Below are 24858 nucleotides of genomic sequence, written 5' to 3' on the forward strand. Positions count from 1 at the left end.
TATTGAATTCTCTTACTTCGTCAGCATCATCATGATCTCATTACTTCTCTCTACAAATGCAGTCATTTCGTCTGGATTCAGTGGCTTGTGTGCCAGCATTGCAAGATCATACAACTGCTTGCAGATGATAGATACGTTTTCATTTTCTTTGTTATCTACCACGTATTTTACCAGTGGATGGTTTGCATTCAGTATCAGGGTCGTATCTCCGCCCATATCCATGCCGCTCATACCGTACATCTTCATCATTTCCTGCATACGGCGATTCTGCTCAGACAGGGTAATCATAGAAGCAACTTTATCATCTTTTAATTTCTCAATCTTGACATCCAACTTATCGTTTCCAAGTTCTTTGCGGAAGATTTCAATCAGGCTGTCAGAAATTGTCTTAAATGATTCCTTATCTTCTTCAGCCACTTCTTCCTTAATATGTTCTGTCACATCGGCGTCAATTCTCTGGAAGCGAATCTTTGGATTGCGCTGTTCTAACTGTGTAATAAATGGAGAGTCGATGTTATGTCCTAAGATAACTGCATCCTGGCCCTGCTTACGGAACATATTGATATACTGGCTCTGCTGAATCTCATCCGTTACATAGTAGATGGTAGTCTTAATCTCTTCTACGTTATTTTCATCTGTATTCTCTGCACTGTCAGCATCCTCTTTCTTGTCATTTGGTTCAACGACTTCTCCGCCATTTTCTTCAATGCAGTCTTTTAATGTCAGGTACTTTCCATCAATGTTCTTAAAGAGAACGGCATCCTTCATCTTGTCACAGAATTTTTCATCTTTTAAGCAACCAAACTTGATAAATGGACTGATGTCATCCCAGTATTTTTCATACTCATCTCTCTTGGTCTTGCACATGCCAGAAAGCTTATCTGCAACCTTTTTGGAAATGTAATCTGCAATCTTATTAACAAATCCATCGTTCTGTAATGCACTACGTGATACATTCAATGGCAGATCCGGGCAATCAATGACTCCCTTCAATACCATGAGGAATTCAGGGATAACTTCCTTAATATTATCTGCAATAAATACCTGATTGTTATATAACTTGATCGTTCCTTCGATAGAATCATACTCTGTGTTGATTCTTGGGAAGTACAGGATTCCCTTTAAGTTAAACGGATAATCCATATTCAAGTGAATCCAGAACAGAGGCTCTTTATAATCCATGAATACCTTACGGTAGAATTCCTGATACTCCTCATCAGTACATTCGTTTGGATGTTTTGTCCAAAGTGGATGAATATCATTCAAAGGAACCGGGCGTTTCTGAATCTTAACTTTCTCTTTTGCCGCTTCAACCTCTACCATTTCTTTTTCGCCATCTTCATTTTCCTTCTCTTCCATCTTGGCATCTTCATGGATGTGTTCAATGACAACATCGTCTTCTTTCAGATCTGCCTCATCGATGGTCTCATATTCCGGCTCAGCATTCTCTTTTGCCAGGAAGATCTCTACCGGCATGAAAGAACAGTATTTCTCAATGACTTCTCTCATACGATATTCATTCGCGAATTCCAGACTGTCTTCATTCAGATACAATGTCATCGTTGAACCTACAGTTTCTTTATTCCCGTCTTCCATCTCATACTCTGTACCGCCGTTACTTACCCAGTGTACCGGAGCCGCACCTTCTTTATAAGAAAGAGTATCAATATGGACTTCATCTGCTACCATGAATGCGGAATAGAATCCAAGTCCGAAGTGACCGATCATATCATCTTCGGTTGTCTTGTCTTTGTATTTCTCCAGAAACTCTGTTGCTCCGGAAAATGCAATCTGCGTGATATATTCTTCCACTTCTTCTGCAGTCATACCAAGACCATTATCTGAGAATTTCAGGGTCTTTTCTTCCGGGTTTACTTCTACCTGAATGGATGGTTTATAATCATCCGGCAGTTGGTATTCACCCATCATATCTAATTTTTTCAGCTTAGTGATCGCATCACATCCATTAGATACCATCTCACGGACAAAAATGTCATGATCTGAATAAACCCATTTCTTGATAATTGGGAATATGTTCTCACTACTGATTGATAAACTTCCTTTTTTTGCTTCCATCTTCACCACTCCTGTTATTATTTTAGATTATTTTCTATATATTTTTGAAACAGGGAATACCCCGTTTGTTTTGCTCAAAAGATATGATAATACCGATAAATTTAAATGTCAATAGAAAATTAGCACTCTTTCAAAAAGAGTGCTAACAATTCTGTTAAAATTATAAACTTTTTATAAACATTCCTGTCGAAGTCCAATGCATTAGTTGTTCCATCTTTATGCGGACTTCCGCACAGTACTAATACTTTCATTGATATTCCTCTAGAAAAATGATTTCTACCACTCGATTGTTTCTACCGATACCGGATGTTCATTTATCACCACATCGGATACTTTTCCATTCTTAATCTTAATGACCCGGTCTGCCATCGGTGCGATTGCCTGATTATGCGTAATCAGAATAACCGTCATCCCTTTCTCTCTGCAGGTATCCTGCAGAAGTTTCAAAATGGATTTTCCCGTATTGTAATCCAATGCTCCTGTCGGCTCATCACACAACAACAGCTTCGGATTCTTTGCCAGTGCACGGGCTATAGACACTCTCTGCTGTTCCCCTCCAGACAGTTGTGCCGGGAAGTTATCAAGCCTTTCGCCCAGCCCCACTTCTCTTAATACTTCTGCCGCGTCCATGGGATCCTTACAGATCTGAAGTGCTAATTCTACATTTTCCAATGCCGTCAGATTCGGAATCAGATTATAAAACTGAAAAACGAAACCAATATCATCCCGCCGGTATGCCGTCAACTGCCTCTGGGAATATCTGGCAATATCCTCTCCATCCACCATAACCTTCCCCGATGTCGCTGTATCCATTCCTCCAAGGATATTTAAGACTGTCGTCTTACCGGCACCGCTGGGTCCGACAACAACCGCGAATTCCCCTCGTTCTATCTGAAAATCGATTCCGGCTGCCGCCATAATCTCAACTTCTCCCATCTTATATATCTTTTTTACATTCTCTAATGAGACAAATTCACCCATACCATACCTCCGAAAATGAATTATTGTATTTATTATATCACGTACAATAAGGAAAGAAAAATGTTGATTTATAAAACAATTCTTAAAGAAATCTAAAAATTAGAGTAAAAAAATAACTCATAGCTGTTTTGCCATGAGTCATTTTATCATACAATATCTTATTCTATTCTTTTCCATCAAAGCAATAGGTGCATACTTTACATGGTTCAATTCCGATAGATGCTAGCAAGTCGTCCAGTCGGTGATATCGAAGTGTTGTAAAATTCTGCTGCTTGCGGATATCTTCAATCATCTGTGCATATTTGCAGCTGCACGGATTGGAGTATTCTTCTAATACTTCCTTAGGGACATCTTCCCCTTCCCGTTTCTTGATCATCTGTCTGGCGATCAGTTCCATCTCTGATTTGGAACGGGAAAAGTTCAGATACTTACAGCCGTACATGATCGGCGGACATGCCGGACGGACATGTACCTCTTTAGCTCCACTCTGATACAAGAATTCCGTCGTCTCTCTCAACTGTGTTCCACGTACAATGGAGTCATCAATCAATAAAAGCTTCTTATTCTCAATCAATGCATGAACCGGAATCAGTTTCATACGCGCGATCAGATTACGCTGGCTCTGATTCGTCGGCATAAATGATCTTGGCCAGGTAGGCGTGTATTTGATAAATGGTCTTGCATACGGAATCCCCGATTCATTGGCATATCCAATTGCATGGGCGATACCAGAATCCGGAACTCCTGCCACAATATCCGGATGCACGGAATCTCCATCTCTTTTTGCCAGCATGCTTCCGCATTTGTAACGCATCTCTTCTACATTGACACCTTCATAAGATGAAGTCGGATAGCCATAATATACCCACAGGAATGAACAGATCTTCATCTCTTTCTGTGGTTCACTTAATACTTCAACACCTTCCGGTGTAATATAAACAATTTCTGCAGGTCCCAGTTCTTTATAGTCTGTATATCCAAGATTGATATACGCATGACTTTCAAAAGATACACAATAAGCATCGTCCTTATGACCGATCACCAGCGGAGTCCGCCCATAACGGTCTCTGGCCGCATAGATTCCATCCTTTGTCATAACCAACATCGTCATAGAACCGTCTACCAGCTCCTGAACATATTTGATTCCTTCTAAGATAGAATCTTTTTCACAGATCAATGCTGCCATCAATTCTGTGACATTGATCTGTCCATTCGTCATCTCCTGGAAGTGAGAATTTGCACTTTCATACAAACGATTCAATAATTCATCATAATTATTCACTTTTCCTACCGTTGTAATTGCAAAACTTCCAAGTTTTGAACGAATCAATAATGGCTGTGGTTCAAAATCTGAGATACAGCCAATTCCAAGATGTCCTTTCATCTCGCTGACATCTCGGTCAAACTTTGTACGAAACGGGGAGTTCTCAATATTATGAATGGCACGGTTAAAACCTTCTTCCCCATAAGTTGCCATTCCTCCTCGTCTTGTTCCAAGATGTGAATGATAATCTACTCCATAAAAAAGCTCCAGAACACAGTCCCTTTTTGATGCTACACCAAAAAATCCTCCCATATGACCTCTCCTTTTCTGAATATGTATTTTGTCAACAACATCGGTGTACTGACATCTCTGTACACCGATGGTATTTCTCTCCGGTACAATTGTAACACAGGCAGATAGCCTTGTCTAATATTAACTTAACATCTCTTTTAACTTCTGATTTACCATTCCGGGATTGGCCTTTCCTTTCATGGCCTTCATAGTCTGTCCGACGAGAGCTCCAAGAGCCTTTTCTTTGCCGCCTTTATAATCAGCTACTGCCTGCGGATTATCTGCAATGACTTTTTCCAGAACTTCCTGCAGAGCACCCTCATCATTGACAGTCTTCAGTCCATGTTCCTCTACATATTTCTCCGGATCAATGTCTTCTGCAAATATCTTTTCGAACACATCTTTTGCGACAGAACTATTAATGGTTCCTGCTTCTGTCAGCTCAATCAGTTTTGCAAGATTTTCCGGTGAGAATCGAATATCTTCCGGCTCCATATCGTTATCTTTCAATAGACGTAAAGTCTCCACCATCAGCCAGTTCGATACCTTCTTCGGTTTCTTGCATATGGCAGTTGTTGCTTCAAAGATATCTGCCATATGCTTTGAGCCGGTAATGATCTCAGCGTCATACTGTGGAATATCGAATTCTTTCTTGTATCTTTCCAGTTTTTCCGTACGGAATTCCGGCTGCTGGGATCTAATCTTCTCAATCCACTCATCGCTGATCACGATCGGCACCAGATCGGGTTCTGGAAAATAACGATAATCCTGCGCATCCTCTTTGGAGCGCATTGCATGTGAAGATTCCTTATTATCATCCCACCTTCTGGTCTCCTGCACCACCTCTTTGCCGTCTTCCAGAAGTTCAATCTGACGTTCCCGCTCTCCTTCGATAGCTCTTGCTATGGCCTTGAATGAATTCAGATTCTTCATCTCCGTTCTGGTTCCGAACTTTTCTGTTCCGACTTCTCTGACAGACAAGTTCACATCCGCTCTCATGGAACCTTCCTGCAATTTGCAATCGGATGCTCCCAGATACTGGATAATCATACGCAATTTTTCCAGATAAGCAATGACTTCATCTGCAGAACGCATATCTGGCTCTGATACGATCTCTACCAACGGAACACCACTTCGGTTATAATCTACCAGAGAAGTGTCATCCCATTCATCATGGATCAGTTTTCCGGCATCCTCTTCCATATGCATCTCATGGATGCGGACTTTCTTCTTCGTATCTCCCACTTCTATCTCAACATAACCATTTCTTGCAATCGGAAGATACAACTGAGAAATCTGATAATTCTGTGGGTTATCAGGATAAAAGTAATTCTTACGGTCGAATTTACATACCTTTGTAATGTCACAATTAGTTGCCAGACCAATAGCCATTGCATACTCTACAACCTGCTTATTCAAAACAGGAAGAGATCCTGGCATACCGGTACATACCGGACAGGTATGGGTATTCGGCGCACCTCCGAACTCTGTGCTGCAGGAGCAGAAGATCTTGGTCTTGGTTGCAAGTTCTACGTGGACTTCCAGTCCGATGACTGTCTCATACTGTTTTGCCATAATTATCTGCCTCCTTTCACAAGTTCTGGTCTCTCATAAGTTCTGGTCTGTTCCAGTGTATATGCTGCGCGGATAATCTTATTTTCCTCAAAACAATCTCCAATAATCTGCATTCCTATCGGAAGTCCCTTGGAATCTGTTCCTACCGGGAGACTGATTCCCGGAAGGCCTGCAAGATTAACGGAAATCGTATAGATATCGCCCAGATACATTTTCAACGGATCACTTAAGCTCTTACCAAGCTCTGGAGCTGTCGTCGGCGCTGCCGGTGCAATGATGACATCATATTTTGAAAATGCTTTGTCAAATTCCTGCTTGATCAACGCTTTTGTCCTTAATGCTTTCAGATAATATGCATCATAATAACCAGAGCTTAACACGAATGATCCAAGCATGATCCTACGTTTTACTTCTGGGCCGAACCCTTCGGAACGTGTTTTTTTGTACATATTATGAAGTCCTTCATATTCCTCGGTACGGTATCCGTACTTTACGCCATCAAAACGTGACAGATTAGAGCTTGCTTCTGCAGATGCAATGACATAATATGCCGGGATTGCATATTGAACAAGGTTCAGATCAAATTCCTCTACAATGGCTCCCTTTTCTTCCAGTACTTTCACAGCATCCAGAATCTTTTCTTTTACTTCGGGATCTAGTCCTTCTCCAAAATAATCTTTTGGAATACCAATCTTCATACCTTTTACATCTTCTACCAGTGCACTGGTAAAATCATATTTTTCCCTTGCAATCGAAGTACTGTCTTTTGGATCATGAGATGCGATAGCTTCCAGAATCGTTGCGCAATCCGTTACATCTCTGGCAATTGGTCCAATCTGATCCAGAGAAGAACCATAAGCGATCAGTCCATATCGGGATACCGTTCCATAAGTTGGCTTTATTCCGACAACTCCACAGAAAGAGCTGGGCTGACGAATCGAACCACCCGTATCAGACCCTAATGCATACGGACATTCTTCTGCTGCCACTGCTGCACAGGAACCACCGGACGAGCCTCCCGGAACATGTTTAAGATTCCATGGATTCTTTGTCTCTCCATAATAAGAAGTCTCGGTAGTACTTCCCATGGCGAATTCATCCATGTTCGTCTTTCCAATAATTACAGCTCCTGCCTTCTCAAGATTTCTCACTGCTTCCGCAGTAAATGTCGGTTTAAAATTACCTAAGATCTTAGAACTGCAAGTCGTCAGCATATCTTTTGTGCACATGTTATCTTTAATAGCAACCGGGACACCAGCCAGTGGACCTGTCAATGTTCCGTCATCAATTAACTTCTGTACTTCTTCGGCACGTTCGAGCGCACCTTCTCGGTCAATCGTCACAAAACTGTGGACATCTTTTTCTACTTTTTCAATCTGTTCGATAGAAGCCTTCACAGCATCCACAACAGATATTTCTTTTGCTTTTATCTTTTTTCCTAATTCTACGGCTGTCAAACTTGTAATATCCATTTTGCTGTTTTCCTCCTATCCAATAGTTTTCGGTACTTTAAAGCTGTTGTCTTTCTTAAGTGGTGCATTGGCAAGAGTATCGATACTGCCATCGCCATTTTCTACAACATCCTCTCGAAATACATTATTGACCGGAAATACATGAGACATTGGTTCTATCCCCTCTGTATCCAGTTCATTCAATGTATCAATATAATCCAACATCTTTTCCATATCAGCCTTGGCATCTTCTTTTTCCTGACCAGACAATTCTAACTTTGCCAAAATGCCAACATATTCTATTGTCTCATCTGATATTTTATTTGCCATAATTCTCCTCCTTAATATCTCGTATAGAAGCCAAGATAATCTGTCGATTCTATCGTCTCGCTCGGGGTCATTATAAGTCTCATACCTTCTTCACAGGTAATCTGGGTGTTTTCTGGAATTACCATGTACTTATACTCTTTACCATCTGACTGATCCTCACCAAGATAGATGCTTTCATAACTATATTCATTTCCATCTTCGGCATAGATTACAAGATTAATCGCACCTGTCCCTTCCAGAAGTTCCAGATCGTATATTCCCGCAGCGAAATCCACACCTGCCGTCCGGGTTCCACTATCTGTGATTTCGTAGGAATCTATGACTGGATTTGCAATTCCATTTACAGAGAGCGGCTGTGCATTTTCCGTTTTCAGTGTCACGCTGGTTTCAGATGATATGGTCAGGATTGCATGATCGAACAACCTAAGATCATCCAGATAATTCTCTTCATCCTGTCCCGCATACTCATATAGATATATTCCATTTTCATAATCAGACACTTGAATCGCATCAAAATCGTACTGAACAACTGCTTCATAATCACCGGCCGGGATATGAAGACCTACTATATAAGTCCCTGAAGGCAGTTCATATTCTGCCTCATCCCCAGACTCAGGATTTTCCTTATCCAGGCTTGCATATGGATCATATTCATAGTCAGTATAATAAGAGTCATCGGAATCAAAAAGCACTGTCTGCATAAGATAACTTACAACACTGAAGATAATCATCCCCGCAATGATTATCAGCATTGCAAAAGCGATAATTCTGGGCCGCTTTGACTTCTTCTTTTTCTGAACCTTCTGGGCCTGTCGATCCTGTGTATTCTTCTTAACATAAGAAGGCTTCTTCTCATCTTCATGGACATGTGTCATCGGCATGTTATCACAGCTGCTTTGATTGACATGATAGTTTTTTTCTGATTTGTTATTATCCAGTCCACACTCCGTACAGATTCCTCTTCTGTCTAACTTTCCCCCACATAACGTACATTTTCTTCCAAACATATACTTTCCTCTCTTGAATACCTGGCCCCTTTTTCTTTTATCCTATTAAAATACTATGGTTCCAGTCTGCTTAAATCTCGTGGAAACAATGTGGTCTCTCTTACATTGTCTTCCCCGATCAGTTTCATTGTCAGACGTTCCAGCCCGATTCCGATTCCACCATGTGGCGGCATTCCATGCTTGAATGTTGCAAGATACTGTTCCATTCCCTCCTGAGACATTCCCCTTGCCTCAATCTTATCTGTCAGCATCTTGTAATCGTGAATACGCTGTCCGCCGGTCGTAATCTCCATACCACGGAACAAAAGGTCAAAACTCAGAGTATATCTGGTATCCTCTGGATCATCCATTGCATAGAACGGACGTTTCTTTGACGGATAATGAGTCACAAATACAAAATCACTGCCCCATTCTTCTTTCGCATACTGACTGATCAATTGTTCCTCTTCCGGTTCCAGATCAAATGGATTTCTCATCTTGTGCTGATACTTCTTAGCAACTTTTTCTTTGATTTCGCTGAAACGAACCGCCGGAATCTTGTCAACTTTTGGAAGCGTAACGCCTAATATTTTCAATTCCTTTGCATATTCTTTTTCTAACAATTCCATAGCATATTGAAGATATCCAGTCTCCATCGCCATAATATCTTCAAATCCGTCAATATACCCCATCTCAAAATCGAGACTGGTATATTCATTCAGATGGCGCTTGGTATTATGTTTCTCAGCACGGAATACAGGAGCCGTCTCGAACACTCTGTCAAACACTCCTACCATCATCTGTTTATAGAACTGTGGGCTCTGGGCAAGTACTGCCGGTCTATGAAAATATTCCAGTTTAAAGATGTTGGCACCGCCTTCTGCACCTTTTGCTCCAATCTTTGGTGTATGAATCTCTGTAAATCCCTGACTATACAAGAAATCTCTAAATGCTCTGGTAAGTCCCTCCTGAATTCTGAATTTGGCACGTTCTCTGACATTACGAAGTGCTATCGAACGATAGTTAAGTTTTGCTTCCAGAGAAGTATTCAGTTTCCATTTAGAAATAGCCAAAGGCATCATCTCATCAACAGGTTCACTCAAGATACGAAGCGTCTCCATACGAATCTCAATTCCATTCGGAGCCTTTTCATTCTCTTCCAACACACCTTCTACTTCTATCGTTGCTGCTTCTTTGATATCTTTCAAATCAAATTTGGCAATTCCTTCTTCATACACTCCCTGAAGAAGTCCTTCTCTTTTTCTCAGAACTACAAAAGCCACTGTGCCCATATCACGAATTGTATGAACCGCACCTTTAACTTTTACTTTCTGTCCAGGTTTTACCTGTTCTAGCAATTCACTGATTTCTAGCGTTTCTTTTGGTTTTACTCCTGTTAAATAATCCATGCTTTTTTCCTCCTTTTCTTCCCGGGACGAACAGCCGATAAATATCAAAAAAACGTCCCGGAATACATACGTATTCCGGGACGGATATCATCTTCGCTATCCGCGGTACCACCCGCATTGAACCTGTATCAGGTTCCTCTCTTACGCGTAACGTGCGCCAACGTACTGACCTACTTAAGTTCAACCAGTCTGCTCCAGAGTGTTCCCTATCGTTCTTATTCCTCAAGGGGCGCTCTCAGTCGGTGACGCCTCATTCCTGTCAAGTTCCAAAGAACAGAGTCTCTTTCAACGCTTTACTTTAATAAATTAAAATTTGTTATATATGTTATCACATGTATTTTCTGATTGCAAGCAAAAAATCATACTTGCACATTTTTTACTGAAAGATATAATGAAATAGAGAGAATATCAAGGAATGAGGGTTATCACCGTGTTAAAAACATTAATAAAACATATTTCAAAATATTATAAAGACACCTTTTTGCTTGCAGTTGCCGGTCTGGTCATTGGAATTCTGGTAGGTATTATTGATGCTGCTTTTGGAACCATTCTTTTTAAATGTACCGCCATCAGAGAACGATACTTCTGGTATCTTCTTCCATTTCTGCCAGCCACAGGGGCCTTTATCTGTCTGATCTATAAGCGCTTTGGGAAAAATGCCAACAAAGGAATGAAGCTGGTCTTTGAAGTCGGTTTTGGTCATAAAGTAGGTCTTCCGATACGGATGGTTCCACTGTCAATGATTGCCACCTGGTTAACTCATCTGTTCGGCGGAAGTGCCGGAAGAGAAGGCGTTGCGGTACAGATCGGAGCTGCTGTCTCTAATAATGTCGGTCGCCTGATTGATAAAGTAACTAATATAAAGGACAGTCAGAAAATGTTCCTGATCACGGGTATGGCTGCTGGATTTGCAGGACTATTCTGCACTCCACTTGCCGCCATCTTTTTTGCATTGGAAGTCCTCGTCGCCGGAAAGCTGGAATATCACGCACTGATTCCGGCAACGGTTGCCTCTTTAAGTGCTGCCTATACTTCCCGTGCATTGGGACTTCGCAAATTCTACATCAATATTTTAGACACATTGAACATCCATCCTTCAAATTATGATATTGTTTTACTTCTAAAAATCGCCCTTATGGGACTGATCTTTGGTGCTGTTGGATCTCTGTTTGCCTTGCTTCTGCGTTATATGCGATTGAAATTAATGTTTGCTTTTTCTTCTCCATTGAAGAAAGCCATCATCATGGGCATTATTCTTGCCGTCTTAATGGCACTTCTTCATCAGGGAAGATATTGCGGTACAGGATCTAATCTAACTGCTCTCTGTTTTGGTGGAGATGAAAATGTCATATATTTTTACGACTGGCTTTTGAAGATGCTGCTCACAATTCTGACATTATCTTCTGGATTTATGGGCGGAGAGGTTGCTCCACTTTTTTCCATCGGTTCCTGCCTCGGTTATGTGATTGCTCCAATGCTTGGATTAGATCCGATGTTTGGTGCTGCACTGGGATTTGCTGCTGTCTTCAGCAGTGGAACCAATACATTGTTAGCCGCAATTTTGGTAGGCGTAGAAAGCTTCGGCTATTCTATGCTTCCATTTTTCTCAGTCGTATGCTTTATTTCATTTATCTTTAACTTTAATAATTCCATTTTCACGTCACAAAAAAGTATCTTCAAGCAATATGGGGACGGGGGTTTTTGAAAAATCCCCGTCCCATTTTACTTTTCTTCAACTGTAATCATATTTTTCACAATATCTTTATTCACCTGATATACCATTTTGGAATCCTTTTCCATAATATAACGATATGTACCAGATTCCTCTACATTCCCAATATATACAGTAAATGTTTCTTCTTTTTCTGTTGAAGAGTCCTGATAAGTTGCAACTGCCGTAATCCTGTTTTCTTCGTCCAGACCGTATTGTAGAAGCTTTTCTTCTGTTACGTGGTAATCTACACATTCTGTCAGAGACAAGGTCCCGAATCCACCTGCCAGCTCTCCTAACTCTCCTTCTTCTTCATATGTATCGGTCATTCCATCTTCTGTAACTTCTACTTTTTTCAGATTACCGCTTCCAATAGACGGAACTGAATCGTTCTCTACGAGTCCAGACAGATCAAATTGAAGGCTGGTTACCAAATCACTGGTAATCGTATACACTTTCTTTGTATCATTAATAGTCACATAATAATTTTCACCAGTAGTATTTCCAATGTACAGAATGCTTTCTTCTTCGTCTTCTGTGGTATAACGAATGGTATATGCCGGCTCCTCCAATCCATAATCCGCAAGATCATCTGGGTTGTCTAACTCTCGAACGGCTGACAGATTCTCCACTTTCGATACAATATCCTCTACTGTGGTCTGATTCATCGGAATCTCTTGATCTGCTTCATAATACCATATTCCATCTTCTTTTTTGAAGGCCATAGTATCTGTCCCATCTGTATAAGACAATCCCAACAATTTCACTTCCTCGGTGACAGCAATCTTTTCTTCCTCTTCCCTGGAATTCTTCTGATTCCAGAAGCGAAGACCAATATACAAGATTGCTAAAACCACAAGAATTCCTACTAATATTAACATACTTTTTTTCTGCTTCATGAATCTTTCCTTTCCTATGCTATGCTTTTCTTCTCTTCCACCAACGCACGAATCCAAACACCAATATAATGAGTGAAATTCCAAAAATCACAAGCAGGCTTATAATTCCGGCATGCTGCATGGTATTATAAGTTACTTCCAGACTCTTTGGCTCAATTGCCACATTCTGCACATCATCAAAATTAGCAGACAATGCATTCATGAATAAATCTAGGTTCTCCAATGTCGAAAAGCTATCTGTAATCTGAGCATCGATCATACTGTCAGCAGAGATTACTGTAAGACGGCTCTCCATATCTTTTTCCTTGTTCGTCTCTTCACTGTCTTCTTCATCCTCTGCTCCGACACTTTCAACAGCGACAGCTCCCAACGTATATGTTCCCTGCTTTTCTTCATCTTCGGTGACAGCATAAGCCTCAGAAGATGTAGTCATGAATGATGTCACAGTGATTGTCTCTCTTGCAGGATCTGTCACATGAAATCCATGTGCATTTACCAAAAGTACCATTCCAGAAGACATTCCTTTCATCATTTCTTCTGATCCATTGATCTGAGGGAAAATATAGTAATAATTTCCCTGATAACATCTCTGCATATCAGCAATATAGCCATCCTCACACTCCATGCCATATTCTTCAAGAAGTGTATCAAGATTCGGAGTCGCATCATCTGTCTCTCCCAGCATTAGGAACACATCTCCACCTTTTGACATGTAATTTTCAATCAACGTCTTTTCATCTTCTGTGATATCTTTCATTGGAGCATATAGAAACAACAAATCACAATCCTCTGGTATCTCACCTTGCATCATCAGATTCAACTCTTCTTCTGCCATGTTATTCTTTCCCAGCAGATCTGATACTGATGTAGAGAATGTATTCTCTCCATGTCCTGTCGTATAATATATTTTTTTTATCGTATCACTGGTCACATAATTGACAGCACTGGTAAGCTGTCCTTCTCCGTCAAATTCAGTCGCAGAAACACTGCCCGTCATATAATAGGAATACTCATCATACACTAAAATGTCCCCAAAGGAAACGGAAGTACTTTTCCCTGTCTTTTCGCTGGTAATCAAGATCGTATCTGAATCCACATTGTTTTCTGTAAGTTCAGAAGGATGCAATACCGGATCAATCCATTCCACTTCAATATTGTCAGATAATTCAGCATATTTCTTAAGAAACGTTTTTATACGTTCATCTGTGGAATCTTTCTCTGCAAATACCTGAAAGGAAATTTTCTGGTCCAATTTTTTCAGCAAATCTTTTGTTGTATCTGAAATCTCATATATCTTATTGTCGCTGACATCAATACTGCGAATACTTTCTGGCAGCTGTCCGGCTATTAGATTTATTACAACTGCAATCGCAATCACCAGTGCAATCATGCCAACACTGTAACTTCCATTCCTGGAAGTCCCACTTCTAAAAATCTTCTTTATTTTTTCCAGCATAATTTCCTCCTAACTCCAACGTCTTTTCTGTATCATCTGCATGGTAAAGAAAAGGAATACTGCAATGAGCGTCAGATATAATATTACTCCGCTTACATCCAGAAGATGATTAGATGCCACACTATTAAATACATTCGTAAGATCTGCTTTTCCCAGTATCTCAGACAACAGGCTCTCGAACAGGGTCGACTTTATCATATAGGTAATCACACATCCGACCATTGCAGCCAGTTCCAACGCTACACTGATCACCCAGTTTTTCGTCATCTGCCATACAGCAAATACCACACAGGATAAAATCACAATGATTCCAAGCATATTTGCCAGCGCAGAGGTCGGAAGGAAATCTAGGATTCCACTCCAAAGGTACAACACCATCAATACTCCAAACGTCCCAATCGCTGCTATGATAACACTCTCCGTCAACGAGGAAATAAACATCCCGATAGCGATATATACACATCCCAATAAAAACAGTAAAAAGACAGAAAGATAATCAATCACAATATACGCTGTCCCTTGTGTCTTAATAATCAGCGGAAAAATCAGATAAATCGCGCATGGAATCGACAGAATAGTTACCATAGCCAGATATTTTCCCATTACAACTTGAAACAAACTAACCGGAGCAGTCAATAGCATCTGATCCGTTTTGTTCTTACGTTCCTCAGCAAAGCTTCGCATGGTAAGAATCGGAATTGCAATTAGATAGATAAATATAGTTGCAGACAATACATATGAAAAATACGGGTATCCATAATTCAGGTTATATGCCATAAAATACACTCCGGTAAATGCCACTAAAAATGCGATAAATACATAACCTATCATGGAATGAAAATAGGATTTCAGTTCTCGTCTATAGATTGCCCTCATTGTCTCTTATCCCCTTTCTTAAACTTACTACTGTTTCCTTCTTGTGTCAGTTCAAGGAAAATCTCTTCTAATGAAGATTTATTCAGTTTTAATGTTAAAAGCGGTAATTTTTCTCCGGCAAATGCAAAAAAGAGCTTCTCCCTGATATCTATCTGCCCCTTTACTTCAATCTCCGCAATCAAGGTCTGATGATCCGTCTTTTTATATTTTACTTTTCTTATTTCCGGTATCTTATTCAAAATTCTCTTTACTGCTTCTTCCGTCTCTTTTGCTTCTATCTCAACATGATTCGTCCCACTCATCAAATTTTCCAGATTCTCAGGAGTATCACTCGCTACAAGGTGCCCATTTGCAATAATCAAAATATAATCACACACTTCTCTTACCTCAGCAAGAATATGCGAACTTAAGATCACCGTATGATTCTTAGCGAGTTTACGAATCAGTTCACGAATCTCTATAATTTGCTTTGGATCCAGACCTACCGTAGGTTCATCCAGAATAATAATCTCTGGAAATCCTAAGATAGCCTGTGCCAGCCCTACTCTCTGCTTGTATCCTTTGGATAGATTATTGATCAGACGATCCTTCACAGGCTGCAGTTTCGTAAGTTTCATAACTGCCCCGATCTGTGCTTCTCTCTCTTTCTTCGGTATCTTTTTCAACTCTGCGGCAAATCGAAGATATTCCATTACCGTCATCTCTGTATACAGAGGTGGTATCTCTGGCAGATAGCCAACACACCTTTTTGCCTCTTCAGGCTCTTTCAAAATATCATGCCCGTTAATCAGTACCTGCCCTTCTGTAGCCCCCAAATATCCTGTCATAATATTCATTGTAGTTGATTTTCCAGCCCCATTTGGTCCAAGAAAGCCATAGATCTGCCCTTTTTTCACTGTAAAATTCAGATGATCCACTGCCAGATGCCTGCCATATCTCTTCGTAAGATTCTTTACTTCTATCAATGTCTCTCCTCCTATCAAACAAAATCTTCTACCAATATAAGGGAATCCCTCGAAAAGTATGTGATGATTTTATGTTTATTCTGTGAATTCCTTCGTCAAAATAATGCTCTTTTTATTGCACTTCCTTTTCAAAAATCCTATAATGATTTTAGATTTATTATTTTTGACATCGGAGATTATGCATAATGGACAACTTAGATAAAACTCGAAATAGATTCATCGATTCTTTAAAACAACTAATGGGAAAAAAGCCACTAGACAAAATAACTGTAAAAGAGATTGTCGAGACCAGTGGCATGACACGCCAAACTTTTTATAGAAATTTTAAAGACAAGTATGATCTGGTCAACTGGCATTTTAGCCAGCTCGCCGATCGTTCTTTTCGTCAGATGGGTTCCGGCTGCACATTAAAAGAAGGGCTTATTAAGAAATTCCAGTTTATTCAAAATGAAAAACGTTTCTTTATTTCCGCCTTTCAATCCCGTGACTACAATTCACTGATGCAATATGACTATGAATGTATTCTGGAATTTTATACCAATATAATTAAAGAAAAAACCGGAAAATCCCCCAATCGTGACATTGTCTTTCTCTTAGAAATGTATTGTCGTGGTTCGATTGATATGACGGTCGAATGGGTGCGAAAAAACATGAATATGGAACCAGAAGAGATTGCCAATCTACTGATTCTCGCACTTCCAAGACCTTTGGAAGAATTATTTTCTGATATTTGTTAAATCTATACGTTACACATTTAGCCACTTGTCACTTTTGTGACAGGTGGCTTTTTCTGTAACTTTTCTTGATTTCAGCACATTGTTATAATTATGACAAAGCAATTATAAAGGAGAGATGCATTATGTCAAACAGGTTTGTTTTAAATGAAACATCCTATCATGGAGCTGGTGCAATCAATGACATTGCAACCGAAGCTAAAACCAGAGGATTCCAAAAAGCTTTTGTATGTTCGGATCCTGATCTCGTAAAATTTGGTGTTACCCAAAAAGTACTGAATGTATTAGATCAAAATGATCTCGAATATATACTCTATTCCAACATCAAACCAAATCCAACCATCGAAAATGTTCAGACAGGTGTGGAAGCTTTCAAAAAATCTAATGCAGATTATATTATCGCTATTGGCGGTGGTTCCTCCATGGATACTGCAAAAGCAGTCGGCATTATCATTGCGAACCCAGAGCATGAAGATGTGAGAAGTCTGGAAGGTGCCGTTAATACACCCAATAAATCTATTCCAATTATTGCAGTTCCTACTACAGCTGGAACTGCTGCCGAAGTCACTATTAACTATGTTATTACAGATGTTGAAAAAAGCAGAAAATTCGTGTGTGTTGACCCACATGATATCCCTGTAATTGCAATTATTGATCCAGATATGATGTCTAGTATGCCAAAAGGACTGACCGCTGCAACTGGTATGGATGCTCTGACACACGCCATCGAAGGATACATTACTGCTGGCGCATGGGAATTATCCGATATGTTCCACATCAAGGCTATTGAAATCATCTCCCGCTCTTTGAGAGGTGCTGTTGCAAATACTCCGGAAGGACGTGCTGATATGGCTCTGGGACAGTATGTTGCCGGTATGGGCTTCTCCAACGTAGGTCTTGGAATTGTTCATTCCATGGCTCATACACTTGGCGCAAAATATGATACTCCACATGGAATTGCAAACGCAATTTTGCTTCCAACCGTTATGGAATACAATGCAGAAGCAACTGGAACTAAATATAGAGATATCGCAATCGCTATGGGTGTTGAAGGTGTCGAAAATATGTCTCAGGAAGAATACAGAAAAGCTGCCGTCGATGCAGTTAAGAAACTGGCCGAAGACGTCGGAATTCCAAAAGATCTAAAAGACATTGTAAAAGAAGAAGATATTCCATTCCTGGCGGCATCCGCATATGCAGATGCCTGCCGCCCAGGTAATCCAAAAGAGACTTCCGTGGAAGATATCGCTGCCCTGTTCCGGTCTTTGTTATAGGATTTTGATGGGGATGTTTGAATAAGTAGAATGGGTACGGGGCGAGGAAGGAGATACTATCTCACTTTTCTTCGTCCCCAATACCATTACAATTCCGCAACAAATCGCAGGAATGCCTCTCTTCCTTCTGGTGTGCATTTGTATACGCCTGCGTCTTCGAGTACGTGGGTGAATGTAATTCCCACTTCTTTTTTCAGGATGTCCATTACATTTTCTTCTGTAATATGATCGTATTTTGGAAGGAATTGTTCTGCCCACTCGGCATGCTTTTCAATCTTTTCATTGCTTCTGATATCTTTTTTATTCACAAGATAATCTGCTAAGATTTCCAATTCTTCTTTTAATCTGGCTGGCAATACTGCAAGACCCATAACCTCGATCAAACCGATATTTTCTTTTTTAATGTTATGATATTGTGCATGTGGATGGTAGACTCCAAGGGGATGTTCTTTGGTTGTAATGTTGTTTCTCAGAGTCAGATCCAGTTCATAGACATTTCCGACCTTTCTTGCGATCGGTGTGATGGTATTGTGTGGTTCTCCATCGGTATTGGCATAGATGAAAGCCGATTCATCTGTATACCCTCTCCATACTGTCAGTACATGGTCTGCCAGCTCAATCAGGCGTTTTTCATCTTTGCTTCTGATTCGAAGAACAGACAAAGGCCATTTTACGATACCGGCCTCTACATCCTCGTATCCTGAAATAGTTACAATTTTCTCAATAGGTGCTTTTGCCATGGCAAAGGTATAATTTCCACCCTGAAAATGGTCATGGCTAAGAATTGAGCCGCCTACGATTGGAAGATCTGCATTCGATCCGAGGAAATAATGTGGAAACTGTTTGATGAAATCAAATAATTTCACAAATGTCGCACGTTCTATTTTCATCGGCACATGCTGTCCGTTAAATACAATGCAATGCTCATTATAATATACATATGGAGAATACTGGAATCCCCATTTGCTGTCACTGACTGTGACCGGGATGATTCTGTGGTTCTCACGGGCCGGGTGATTCAGACGTCCAGCATATCCTTCATTTTCCATACATAACAGGCACTTCGGATAACTGCTTGCTTTTGCATTCTTTGCAGCCGCAATCGCTTTCGGATCTTTTTCCGGTTTTGACAGATTGATCGTAATATCAATCTCCCCATATGGAGAATCTACTTTCCACTTCATATCTTTCTTCACACGATAGCGACGGATATAATCACTGTCCTGACTTAATTTATAAAAATAATCCGTTGCTTCTTTTGGAGAGATTTCATACTTCTTTGCAAATGTATCCTGCACCTGTGCAGGTCTTGGCATCAGGCAATTCATCAATTTTGTATCAAACAGATCCCTGTATCCGATGCTGTCTTCAATCAAGCCACGCGCTACGGCTTCATCCAACAAATCTCTCAATACAGGCTCCAGCTCAATCTCTCCTTCACCAATCTCAACATCTTCATAATTGTCCTCCTGGAATACATCCAGCAAAAGATTGGTAGCATAGATGCGTTCCGCTTCCGGTGTCAGTCCTGTCTGTATTCCATATTCGACCAGTTTTTTGATATTTTCCGATAACATCTTTCTTCCTCCATATTTATATAATCTTTGCTCCGTCGCCAATCTCTACCACATAAAATTCTGCCTCATGTCCTACTTTTTCCTGGTATGTCTTGCCGATTTCACGGATAAAAGCATCCACAGTATCATTTTTCACAATGCTGACTGTACAGCCGCCGAATCCGCCGCCTGTAATTCTGGAGCCGATTACCCCTGGCATCGCCTGCGCAAGATCCACAAGAATATCAATTTCTCCGCATGACACTTCATAATCGTATCTCAAGGATTTATGAGAAGCGTTCATCAATTTTCCAAAAAGTTCTACATCGTTGTTCTTTAAGGCTTCTACTGCACGGATGGTCCGCTGGTTTTCATAGACTGCATGCTTTGCTCTTTTCTGTCTGACCGGATCTTTAATTGCGTCCTTATGTGCTTCGTATTCTTCCTCTGTCAGGTCTCCCAGTGTCTTAATATTAACTACAGACTGAAGTTCTTTTAATGCCGTCTCACATTCATTTCTTCGATCGTTATATGCAGAATTCACCAAACTGTGCTTTACCTTACTATTCGTAATGACTATCTTAGCATCTTCCAGAACAACCGGAGCATACTCATAATTTAATGTATTTGTATCCAGGAAAATAGCATGATCTTTTTTGCCCATGGCACTTGCAAACTGATCCATGATTCCACAGTTACAGCCATTAAAATTATTCTCAGAATCCTGGCCGATAAGTGCCACATCAATCATAGATACCTGTTCGAATCCAAAAGTGTCTTTTAAGATCAATCCGGTAAGTACCTCCAGTGATGCAGATGAAGAAAGCCCTGATCCATTCGGGATATTACCATATATCAGAATGTCCATTCCGTGAGTCAGTTGATATCCTCTTTTTTCAAAGGCCCACATAACTCCCTTCGGATAATTGGTCCAGCCAGCAGCCTTATCTGGGATCAAATCATCCAGACTTGTCTCAATCACACCAAGTTTTTCAAAATTTGCAGAATAAAACCGTAACACTCTGTCTTCTCTGTCTCTTACAATTCCATAAGTTCCAAGGGTCAGTGCACATGGGAATACATGCCCGCCATTATAATCGGTATGTTCTCCGATCAGATTTACGCGTCCTGGTGCAAAATATGCACGCACTTCTCCTTCCTTTCCATACAACTCTTTAAATCTCTGAATCAGCTTCTCCGTCATCCTCACAACCTCCATTGCTTATATTACGCTTGCATAATTACCTTCCTTAATTTATGATTATAATGAGATTATACATTTGACACAATAAAGATATTAGAAAGAATTATAAGGATATTGAGGAAATGGGGACTATTTATGCAGATACATACCAAAAAGGACCAAAAAGAAATCAAACAGCACGGAAATTATGAATTTCCTGTTCATATAAGTCTCGAAAAAATACAGTCATACGAACAGGGTTCTTTTCTATGGCACTGGCATCCCGAAATCGAACTGACCTGGATCATGTCCGGCCAGATCGAATATTATGTAAACGATCAAAAGTATCTCCTTTCTGAAGGAGAAGGTTTATTCTGCAATAGTAATTCACTTCACTCTGGCTACATGATAGACGGACAAGACTGCAATTACCTCTCGATTACATTTCATCCAAGATTTATCTATGGATATGAGAACAGCCTGCTTCAGACAAAGTACGTTGATTATATCACTTCTCATGAATCCTGGCATTCTTTAAAGCTGGGAATGACAATTGACTGGCAGCAGGATATCATTTGGCAGATACAGAGAATCTACCAACTGTCTCAGCTCCCTCCTTCTGATTATGAGCTTCAGCTACATCTGATTTTAACTGGCATCTGGCAGAAATTATATCTTCACTACGCATCTCTTCCTGCCGATGAACAATACACACCCAAGCATCTGCAGCGTCTGAAAGATATCCTGACATACATCCAGGAACATTATGCACAGGATATTACTCTGGATGATGTAGCCGACCATATCAATATCTGCAAAAGTGAATGTTGTCGCTTCTTCAAAAGATACATGAAAATGACTATTTTCGAATATATTCTGTTTTTGAGGATTCAAAACAGTCTTTCCTTATTAAAGGAAGGAGAAAGTGTCACAAAGATAGCCGGCATGGTTGGTTTCTCCACGCCGGCTTACTATGGACAAATATTTAAAAGATATATGGGATGCTCTCCCAGTCAATACCGCAAAAATCTATCTGATTAGCCCCAATTGGTTCCTACTCCTGCTGCCTGGGCTTTTTCATAGATTTCTTTTGCTGCTACCAGATCCTGAGTTGCAACACCAACCGTTTCAAAAACAATGATTTCATCATCATTTTCACGTCCGACCAGTTCTCCTTTGATTACATTTCCAAGGTCACCGGTAAAGTCTTCTTTGGTAATGATTCCTTCTTCCAATGGAATCAGAATATCACCGGATTCTGATAAAACTGCATCTTCAGAATCAAAATATATCTTAGAAGCACGAGGAAGAATCGCTGGATCCATCTCCTGCATATGATGCTGATATGCACCTACACAGCTGATGGTACATCCTTTCTTAATCTTTGTTCCATCAAATACTGGTTTTGAAGATGGTGTGACTGTGATCAGCAGATCTGCATCATCAATTGCTGCATCGGATGATTCTACTGCAACAATTTTTGTTCCGTAATCTTTCAGCTCTTCCTGCATACGGGCTGCAAATGCCTGTGTACGTTCCAGATTCAGATCATACACTCTTACTTCTTCTAATTTTCTGGCTGCGATCATTGCTTCCAGCTGTGTTGCTGCCTGTCCCCCGGTACCGATCAGTGCACCGATTCTGCACTCCTTCTTTGCCAGCACATCAAACGCTGCCCCGGAAGCTGCTCCGGTACGAAGCTGTGTAACATAAGTACCATCTAACACTGCCGTCACAACACCGGTCTTACCATCAATCAACAACACCTGCGCCGGAGAAGACGGGATTCCGTTGTCAATATTATGTGGAAAGATATTGATAATCTTCAATGAAGCTGTATCCATCTCTTCTACATATGCCGGCATAAATAAGAAACATCCGTCATATTTCGGTGCCTGAATGTTGGTACGAAGCGGTGCATTACATTTTCCTTCAACTACCAGCTGAAATGCCTTTTTATCAGCTTCAATCGCATCTTTAATCGTAAATACTTTCTTGATATCCTCTCTTGATAATAATAACATATCTTTTTCCTCCAATTATTTTCTTATCTGTGGAATTTTGCATCCAGATCCCATGGCTGCATTGCTCCGCCTTCCTCTGCCGGGCGGCACATCTTTGCATAAATATTAAGACATCCTTTTTCTTCCTTCAATGGTGGACATACCCAGTTTGCTCTTCTCCTTGCAAGCTCTTCATCTGATACAAGCATAGATACTTCTCCGTTTGGAATATCAATGACGATCTCATCCCCATTCTCTACAAGAGCGATATTTCCTCCATCATATGCTTCTGGAGACACATGTCCAATAATAGCTCCAAAGTTAAATCCTGAAAATCTTGCATCTGAGATAAGCCCTACACTCTTATGAAGACCCAGACCGATCAATGCATCAATACTAAGCATCAGTTCCTTCATACCAGGCGCACCCTTGCAGCCTTCATATCGGATGACGATGATATCTCCAGGAACAATCTCACCAGCCTGAATTGCTTCAAATGCAGCCCTGTCACCGTCAAATACTTTTGCTTTTCCCTTCATGTACTTCACTTCTTCATATACAGCTGTCGGTCTTATGATTGCACCGTTTGGAGAGAGATTTCCTCTTAAGATCTTAAGACCAGGTTCATTGAACAGCGGGCGCTCTAATGAGTGGATTACTTTATTTTCCTGAGGTGTTACTTTTGTAAGCATCTCTGCCCATGTAGTTCCATACATGCTTGGAACATCCGTATATAGTTTAGTCTCCAACATCTTCATGACATTCATGACACCACCGGCATAATGGAAATCTACTACCGTGTACGGACCGCTTGGAACAACTGCATTGATACACGGAATCTCTTTTGCATATGTTTCAAAATCTTCCAGCGTAAGTTTGATGCCCAGTTCATACGCATAGGAAAGAATATGAAGCACCGCGTTGGTAGATCCGGCAACCGCCATATCGAACATAATCGCATTTAAAAGAGTCTCTTTCGTAATCAGATCAGATGGTTTTCTTCCGCCTTTTGCCATCTCAACAATATATTTTCCGGCCTCTCTGGCTTTTCTAAGCTTTGCGTTATCAGATGCCGGAATCGTAGATGTTCCGGGAAGAACCAGATTCATTACTTCTCCTAACATCTGCATCGTATTTGCCGTTCCCATGGAAGGACATGCGCCAAAAGACGGGCACACATTATCTTCCATCTCCATTAATTCTTCTTCCGTAGAACCGGAGAAACGAGCTGCATCCAGATCCGCTTCCACTACTGTCTTACCGCAATACTGGCCCGGCTGCATAGAACCTCCTGTCACGACCATAGATGGAATATCCAGCCGCATTGCTGCCATATAGCATCCTGCTATAATATTATCACATGACGCTATCATTGCAAGTCCGTCAAAATTATGTACACGAGTGACAAACTCAACTGACATTGCTACAATATCTCGTCCTACCTGCTCATACTTTAATTCTTCCGCTCCATTGGCAATATTTCCACATGTTGCCGGAATTCCGAACTCAACCGGGATTCCGCCTGCTGCCCAGATTCCCTGCTTTACCGCTTCTGCGATCTGACGAAGATGTGCAGATCCAGGTGAGCCTTCCATAAAAGAATTTGGCACACCAATATGTGGTTTTTTGCGAATATCCTTATCCGAATATCCGGCCGCTTTCATCATAACTCTTCTGTGTGCAGCCTCCGCACCATTCCAGAATTCAGTACCCATATGCATGTCCTCCTTTTCATTTTCCTGTCCTGTTTTACTATATAGCTTGACAAATTTTTATCAGTTATGTATATAATAAAGCATCAGAAAATATCAGAAAAGAACATTTTGCTAAAGTCATCC

General features: G+C 40.6%; 21 protein-coding genes. 4 read left to right on the plus strand and 17 right to left on the minus strand.

Going from position 1 to position 24858, the window contains the following annotated elements:
• Positions 1-12: 12 nt before the first annotated feature.
• From htpG to aspS, 9 genes are all read right to left on the minus strand, one after another.
• A complete protein-coding gene (gene htpG, locus JQM81_RS05905; RefSeq protein ID WP_235232615.1) occupies positions 13-2076 on the minus strand; it encodes a molecular chaperone HtpG in 2064 nt (687 codons plus the stop codon).
• 119 nt (positions 2077-2195) lie between these two features.
• Entirely contained in the window at positions 2196-2327 is a 132-nt protein-coding gene (locus tag JQM81_RS05910) for an NAD(P)H-dependent oxidoreductase (protein WP_235232616.1), read from the minus strand.
• Between the two features lie 25 nt (positions 2328-2352).
• Complete coding sequence (locus JQM81_RS05915) at positions 2353-3057, minus strand: ABC transporter ATP-binding protein (protein ID WP_235232617.1); 705 nt, start codon at positions 3055-3057, stop codon at positions 2353-2355.
• Between the two features lie 163 nt (positions 3058-3220).
• Positions 3221-4633, minus strand: coding sequence for an amidophosphoribosyltransferase (locus tag JQM81_RS05920; RefSeq protein ID WP_235232618.1), 1413 nt, complete (start codon positions 4631-4633; stop codon positions 3221-3223).
• A 120-nt stretch (positions 4634-4753) separates the two neighbouring features.
• Positions 4754-6187 carry an Asp-tRNA(Asn)/Glu-tRNA(Gln) amidotransferase subunit GatB gene (gene gatB, locus JQM81_RS05925; RefSeq protein ID WP_235232619.1) on the minus strand — a complete coding sequence of 478 codons (1434 nt, stop codon included), beginning with the start codon at positions 6185-6187 and terminating at the stop codon, positions 4754-4756.
• Between the two features lie 2 nt (positions 6188-6189).
• Positions 6190-7659, minus strand: a complete 1470-nt coding sequence (gene gatA / locus JQM81_RS05930) for an Asp-tRNA(Asn)/Glu-tRNA(Gln) amidotransferase subunit GatA (protein ID WP_235232620.1) — start codon at positions 7657-7659, stop codon at positions 6190-6192.
• Positions 7660-7674: 15 nt separating this feature from the next.
• Positions 7675-7968 (minus strand): Asp-tRNA(Asn)/Glu-tRNA(Gln) amidotransferase subunit GatC, encoded by a 294-nt coding sequence (gatC, locus tag JQM81_RS05935; protein ID WP_235232621.1) that lies wholly within the window; start codon positions 7966-7968, stop codon positions 7675-7677.
• A gap of 11 nt (positions 7969-7979) precedes the next feature.
• Positions 7980-8975 (minus strand): hypothetical protein, encoded by a 996-nt coding sequence (locus JQM81_RS05940; protein WP_235232622.1) that lies wholly within the window; start codon positions 8973-8975, stop codon positions 7980-7982.
• A gap of 53 nt (positions 8976-9028) precedes the next feature.
• A complete protein-coding gene (gene aspS / locus JQM81_RS05945; protein WP_235232623.1) occupies positions 9029-10363 on the minus strand; it encodes an aspartate--tRNA(Asn) ligase in 1335 nt (444 codons plus the stop codon).
• A gap of 430 nt (positions 10364-10793) precedes the next feature.
• On the opposite strand from aspS, the gene JQM81_RS05950 reads away from it, so the two are divergent.
• A complete protein-coding gene (locus JQM81_RS05950) occupies positions 10794-12068 on the plus strand; it encodes a chloride channel protein (RefSeq protein WP_235232624.1) in 1275 nt (424 codons plus the stop codon).
• Between the two features lie 17 nt (positions 12069-12085).
• Here JQM81_RS05950 and JQM81_RS05955 read toward each other — a convergent pair whose 3' ends face one another.
• The 4 genes from JQM81_RS05955 to JQM81_RS05970 are packed head-to-tail and all read right to left on the minus strand — an operon-like array spanning position 12086 to position 16270.
• A complete protein-coding gene (locus JQM81_RS05955) occupies positions 12086-12955 on the minus strand; it encodes a DUF4340 domain-containing protein (protein ID WP_235232625.1) in 870 nt (289 codons plus the stop codon).
• A gap of 37 nt (positions 12956-12992) precedes the next feature.
• Complete coding sequence (locus tag JQM81_RS05960; protein WP_235232626.1) at positions 12993-14429, minus strand: GldG family protein; 1437 nt, start codon at positions 14427-14429, stop codon at positions 12993-12995.
• Positions 14430-14438: 9 nt separating this feature from the next.
• Positions 14439-15305: an ABC transporter permease gene (locus tag JQM81_RS05965; RefSeq protein ID WP_235232627.1), complete on the minus strand. Its 867-nt coding sequence runs from the start codon at positions 15303-15305 to the stop codon at positions 14439-14441.
• Positions 15302-16270, minus strand: a complete 969-nt coding sequence (locus tag JQM81_RS05970; RefSeq protein ID WP_235232628.1) for an ABC transporter ATP-binding protein — start codon at positions 16268-16270, stop codon at positions 15302-15304. The genes JQM81_RS05965 and JQM81_RS05970 overlap by 4 nt, the downstream gene beginning before the upstream one ends.
• Positions 16271-16455: 185 nt before the next feature.
• Between JQM81_RS05970 and JQM81_RS05975 the strand changes: the two genes are divergently transcribed.
• On the plus strand, positions 16456-17007 hold the full coding sequence (locus JQM81_RS05975; protein ID WP_235232629.1) for a TetR/AcrR family transcriptional regulator C-terminal domain-containing protein: 552 nt from the start codon (positions 16456-16458) through the stop codon (positions 17005-17007).
• A gap of 122 nt (positions 17008-17129) precedes the next feature.
• Positions 17130-18278, plus strand: coding sequence for a lactaldehyde reductase (gene fucO / locus JQM81_RS05980; protein WP_235232630.1), 1149 nt, complete (start codon positions 17130-17132; stop codon positions 18276-18278).
• An 86-nt stretch (positions 18279-18364) separates the two neighbouring features.
• Here the strand turns inward: fucO and galT are convergent, their stop codons facing one another.
• Both galT and JQM81_RS05990 read right to left on the minus strand, forming a co-directional pair.
• Positions 18365-19855 (minus strand): UDP-glucose--hexose-1-phosphate uridylyltransferase, encoded by a 1491-nt coding sequence (gene galT / locus JQM81_RS05985; RefSeq protein WP_235232631.1) that lies wholly within the window; start codon positions 19853-19855, stop codon positions 18365-18367.
• A gap of 16 nt (positions 19856-19871) precedes the next feature.
• Positions 19872-21038 carry a galactokinase gene (locus JQM81_RS05990; RefSeq protein WP_235232632.1) on the minus strand — a complete coding sequence of 389 codons (1167 nt, stop codon included), beginning with the start codon at positions 21036-21038 and terminating at the stop codon, positions 19872-19874.
• Positions 21039-21173: 135 nt separating this feature from the next.
• Between JQM81_RS05990 and JQM81_RS05995 the strand changes: the two genes are divergently transcribed.
• On the plus strand, positions 21174-22058 hold the full coding sequence (locus JQM81_RS05995; RefSeq protein WP_235232633.1) for an AraC family transcriptional regulator: 885 nt from the start codon (positions 21174-21176) through the stop codon (positions 22056-22058).
• Here JQM81_RS05995 and JQM81_RS06000 read toward each other — a convergent pair.
• A complete protein-coding gene (locus JQM81_RS06000) occupies positions 22055-23041 on the minus strand; it encodes an ornithine cyclodeaminase family protein (RefSeq protein WP_235232634.1) in 987 nt (328 codons plus the stop codon). The genes JQM81_RS05995 and JQM81_RS06000 overlap by 4 nt on opposite strands.
• A 23-nt stretch (positions 23042-23064) precedes the next feature.
• Entirely contained in the window at positions 23065-24735 is a 1671-nt protein-coding gene (gene ilvD, locus JQM81_RS06005; RefSeq protein ID WP_235232635.1) for a dihydroxy-acid dehydratase, read from the minus strand.
• Between the last annotated feature and the right edge of the window lie 123 nt (positions 24736-24858).

Source organism: Faecalicatena contorta (assembly GCF_021531895.1).
Lineage (GTDB): Bacteria > Bacillota > Clostridia > Lachnospirales > Lachnospiraceae > JAFBIX01.

What these genes read in the sequence shown, in the direction of transcription:
- htpG (WP_235232615.1), bottom strand. Translation starts at nt 2,076, where the DNA reads ATGGAAGCAAAAAAAGGAAGTTTATCAATCAGTAGTGAGAACATATTC.
- ilvD (WP_235232635.1), bottom strand. Translation starts at nt 24,735, where the DNA reads ATGGGTACTGAATTCTGGAATGGTGCGGAGGCTGCACACAGAAGAGTT.
- gatC (WP_235232621.1), bottom strand. Translation starts at nt 7,968, where the DNA reads ATGGCAAATAAAATATCAGATGAGACAATAGAATATGTTGGCATTTTG.
- gatB (WP_235232619.1), bottom strand. Translation starts at nt 6,187, where the DNA reads ATGGCAAAACAGTATGAGACAGTCATCGGACTGGAAGTCCACGTAGAA.
- JQM81_RS05990 (WP_235232632.1), bottom strand. Translation starts at nt 21,038, where the DNA reads ATGACGGAGAAGCTGATTCAGAGATTTAAAGAGTTGTATGGAAAGGAA.
- JQM81_RS05920 (WP_235232618.1), bottom strand. Translation starts at nt 4,633, where the DNA reads ATGGGAGGATTTTTTGGTGTAGCATCAAAAAGGGACTGTGTTCTGGAG.
- galT (WP_235232631.1), bottom strand. Translation starts at nt 19,855, where the DNA reads ATGTTATCGGAAAATATCAAAAAACTGGTCGAATATGGAATACAGACA.
- JQM81_RS05910 (WP_235232616.1), bottom strand. Translation starts at nt 2,327, where the DNA reads ATGAAAGTATTAGTACTGTGCGGAAGTCCGCATAAAGATGGAACAACT.
- JQM81_RS05995 (WP_235232633.1), top strand. Translation starts at nt 21,174, where the DNA reads ATGCAGATACATACCAAAAAGGACCAAAAAGAAATCAAACAGCACGGA.
- JQM81_RS05955 (WP_235232625.1), bottom strand. Translation starts at nt 12,955, where the DNA reads ATGTTAATATTAGTAGGAATTCTTGTGGTTTTAGCAATCTTGTATATT.
- gatA (WP_235232620.1), bottom strand. Translation starts at nt 7,659, where the DNA reads ATGGATATTACAAGTTTGACAGCCGTAGAATTAGGAAAAAAGATAAAA.
- JQM81_RS05975 (WP_235232629.1), top strand. Translation starts at nt 16,456, where the DNA reads ATGGACAACTTAGATAAAACTCGAAATAGATTCATCGATTCTTTAAAA.
- JQM81_RS06000 (WP_235232634.1), bottom strand. Translation starts at nt 23,041, where the DNA reads ATGTTATTATTATCAAGAGAGGATATCAAGAAAGTATTTACGATTAAA.
- JQM81_RS05915 (WP_235232617.1), bottom strand. Translation starts at nt 3,057, where the DNA reads ATGGGTGAATTTGTCTCATTAGAGAATGTAAAAAAGATATATAAGATG.
- JQM81_RS05960 (WP_235232626.1), bottom strand. Translation starts at nt 14,429, where the DNA reads ATGCTGGAAAAAATAAAGAAGATTTTTAGAAGTGGGACTTCCAGGAAT.
- fucO (WP_235232630.1), top strand. Translation starts at nt 17,130, where the DNA reads ATGTCAAACAGGTTTGTTTTAAATGAAACATCCTATCATGGAGCTGGT.
- JQM81_RS05965 (WP_235232627.1), bottom strand. Translation starts at nt 15,305, where the DNA reads ATGAGGGCAATCTATAGACGAGAACTGAAATCCTATTTTCATTCCATG.
- JQM81_RS05940 (WP_235232622.1), bottom strand. Translation starts at nt 8,975, where the DNA reads ATGTTTGGAAGAAAATGTACGTTATGTGGGGGAAAGTTAGACAGAAGA.
- aspS (WP_235232623.1), bottom strand. Translation starts at nt 10,363, where the DNA reads ATGGATTATTTAACAGGAGTAAAACCAAAAGAAACGCTAGAAATCAGT.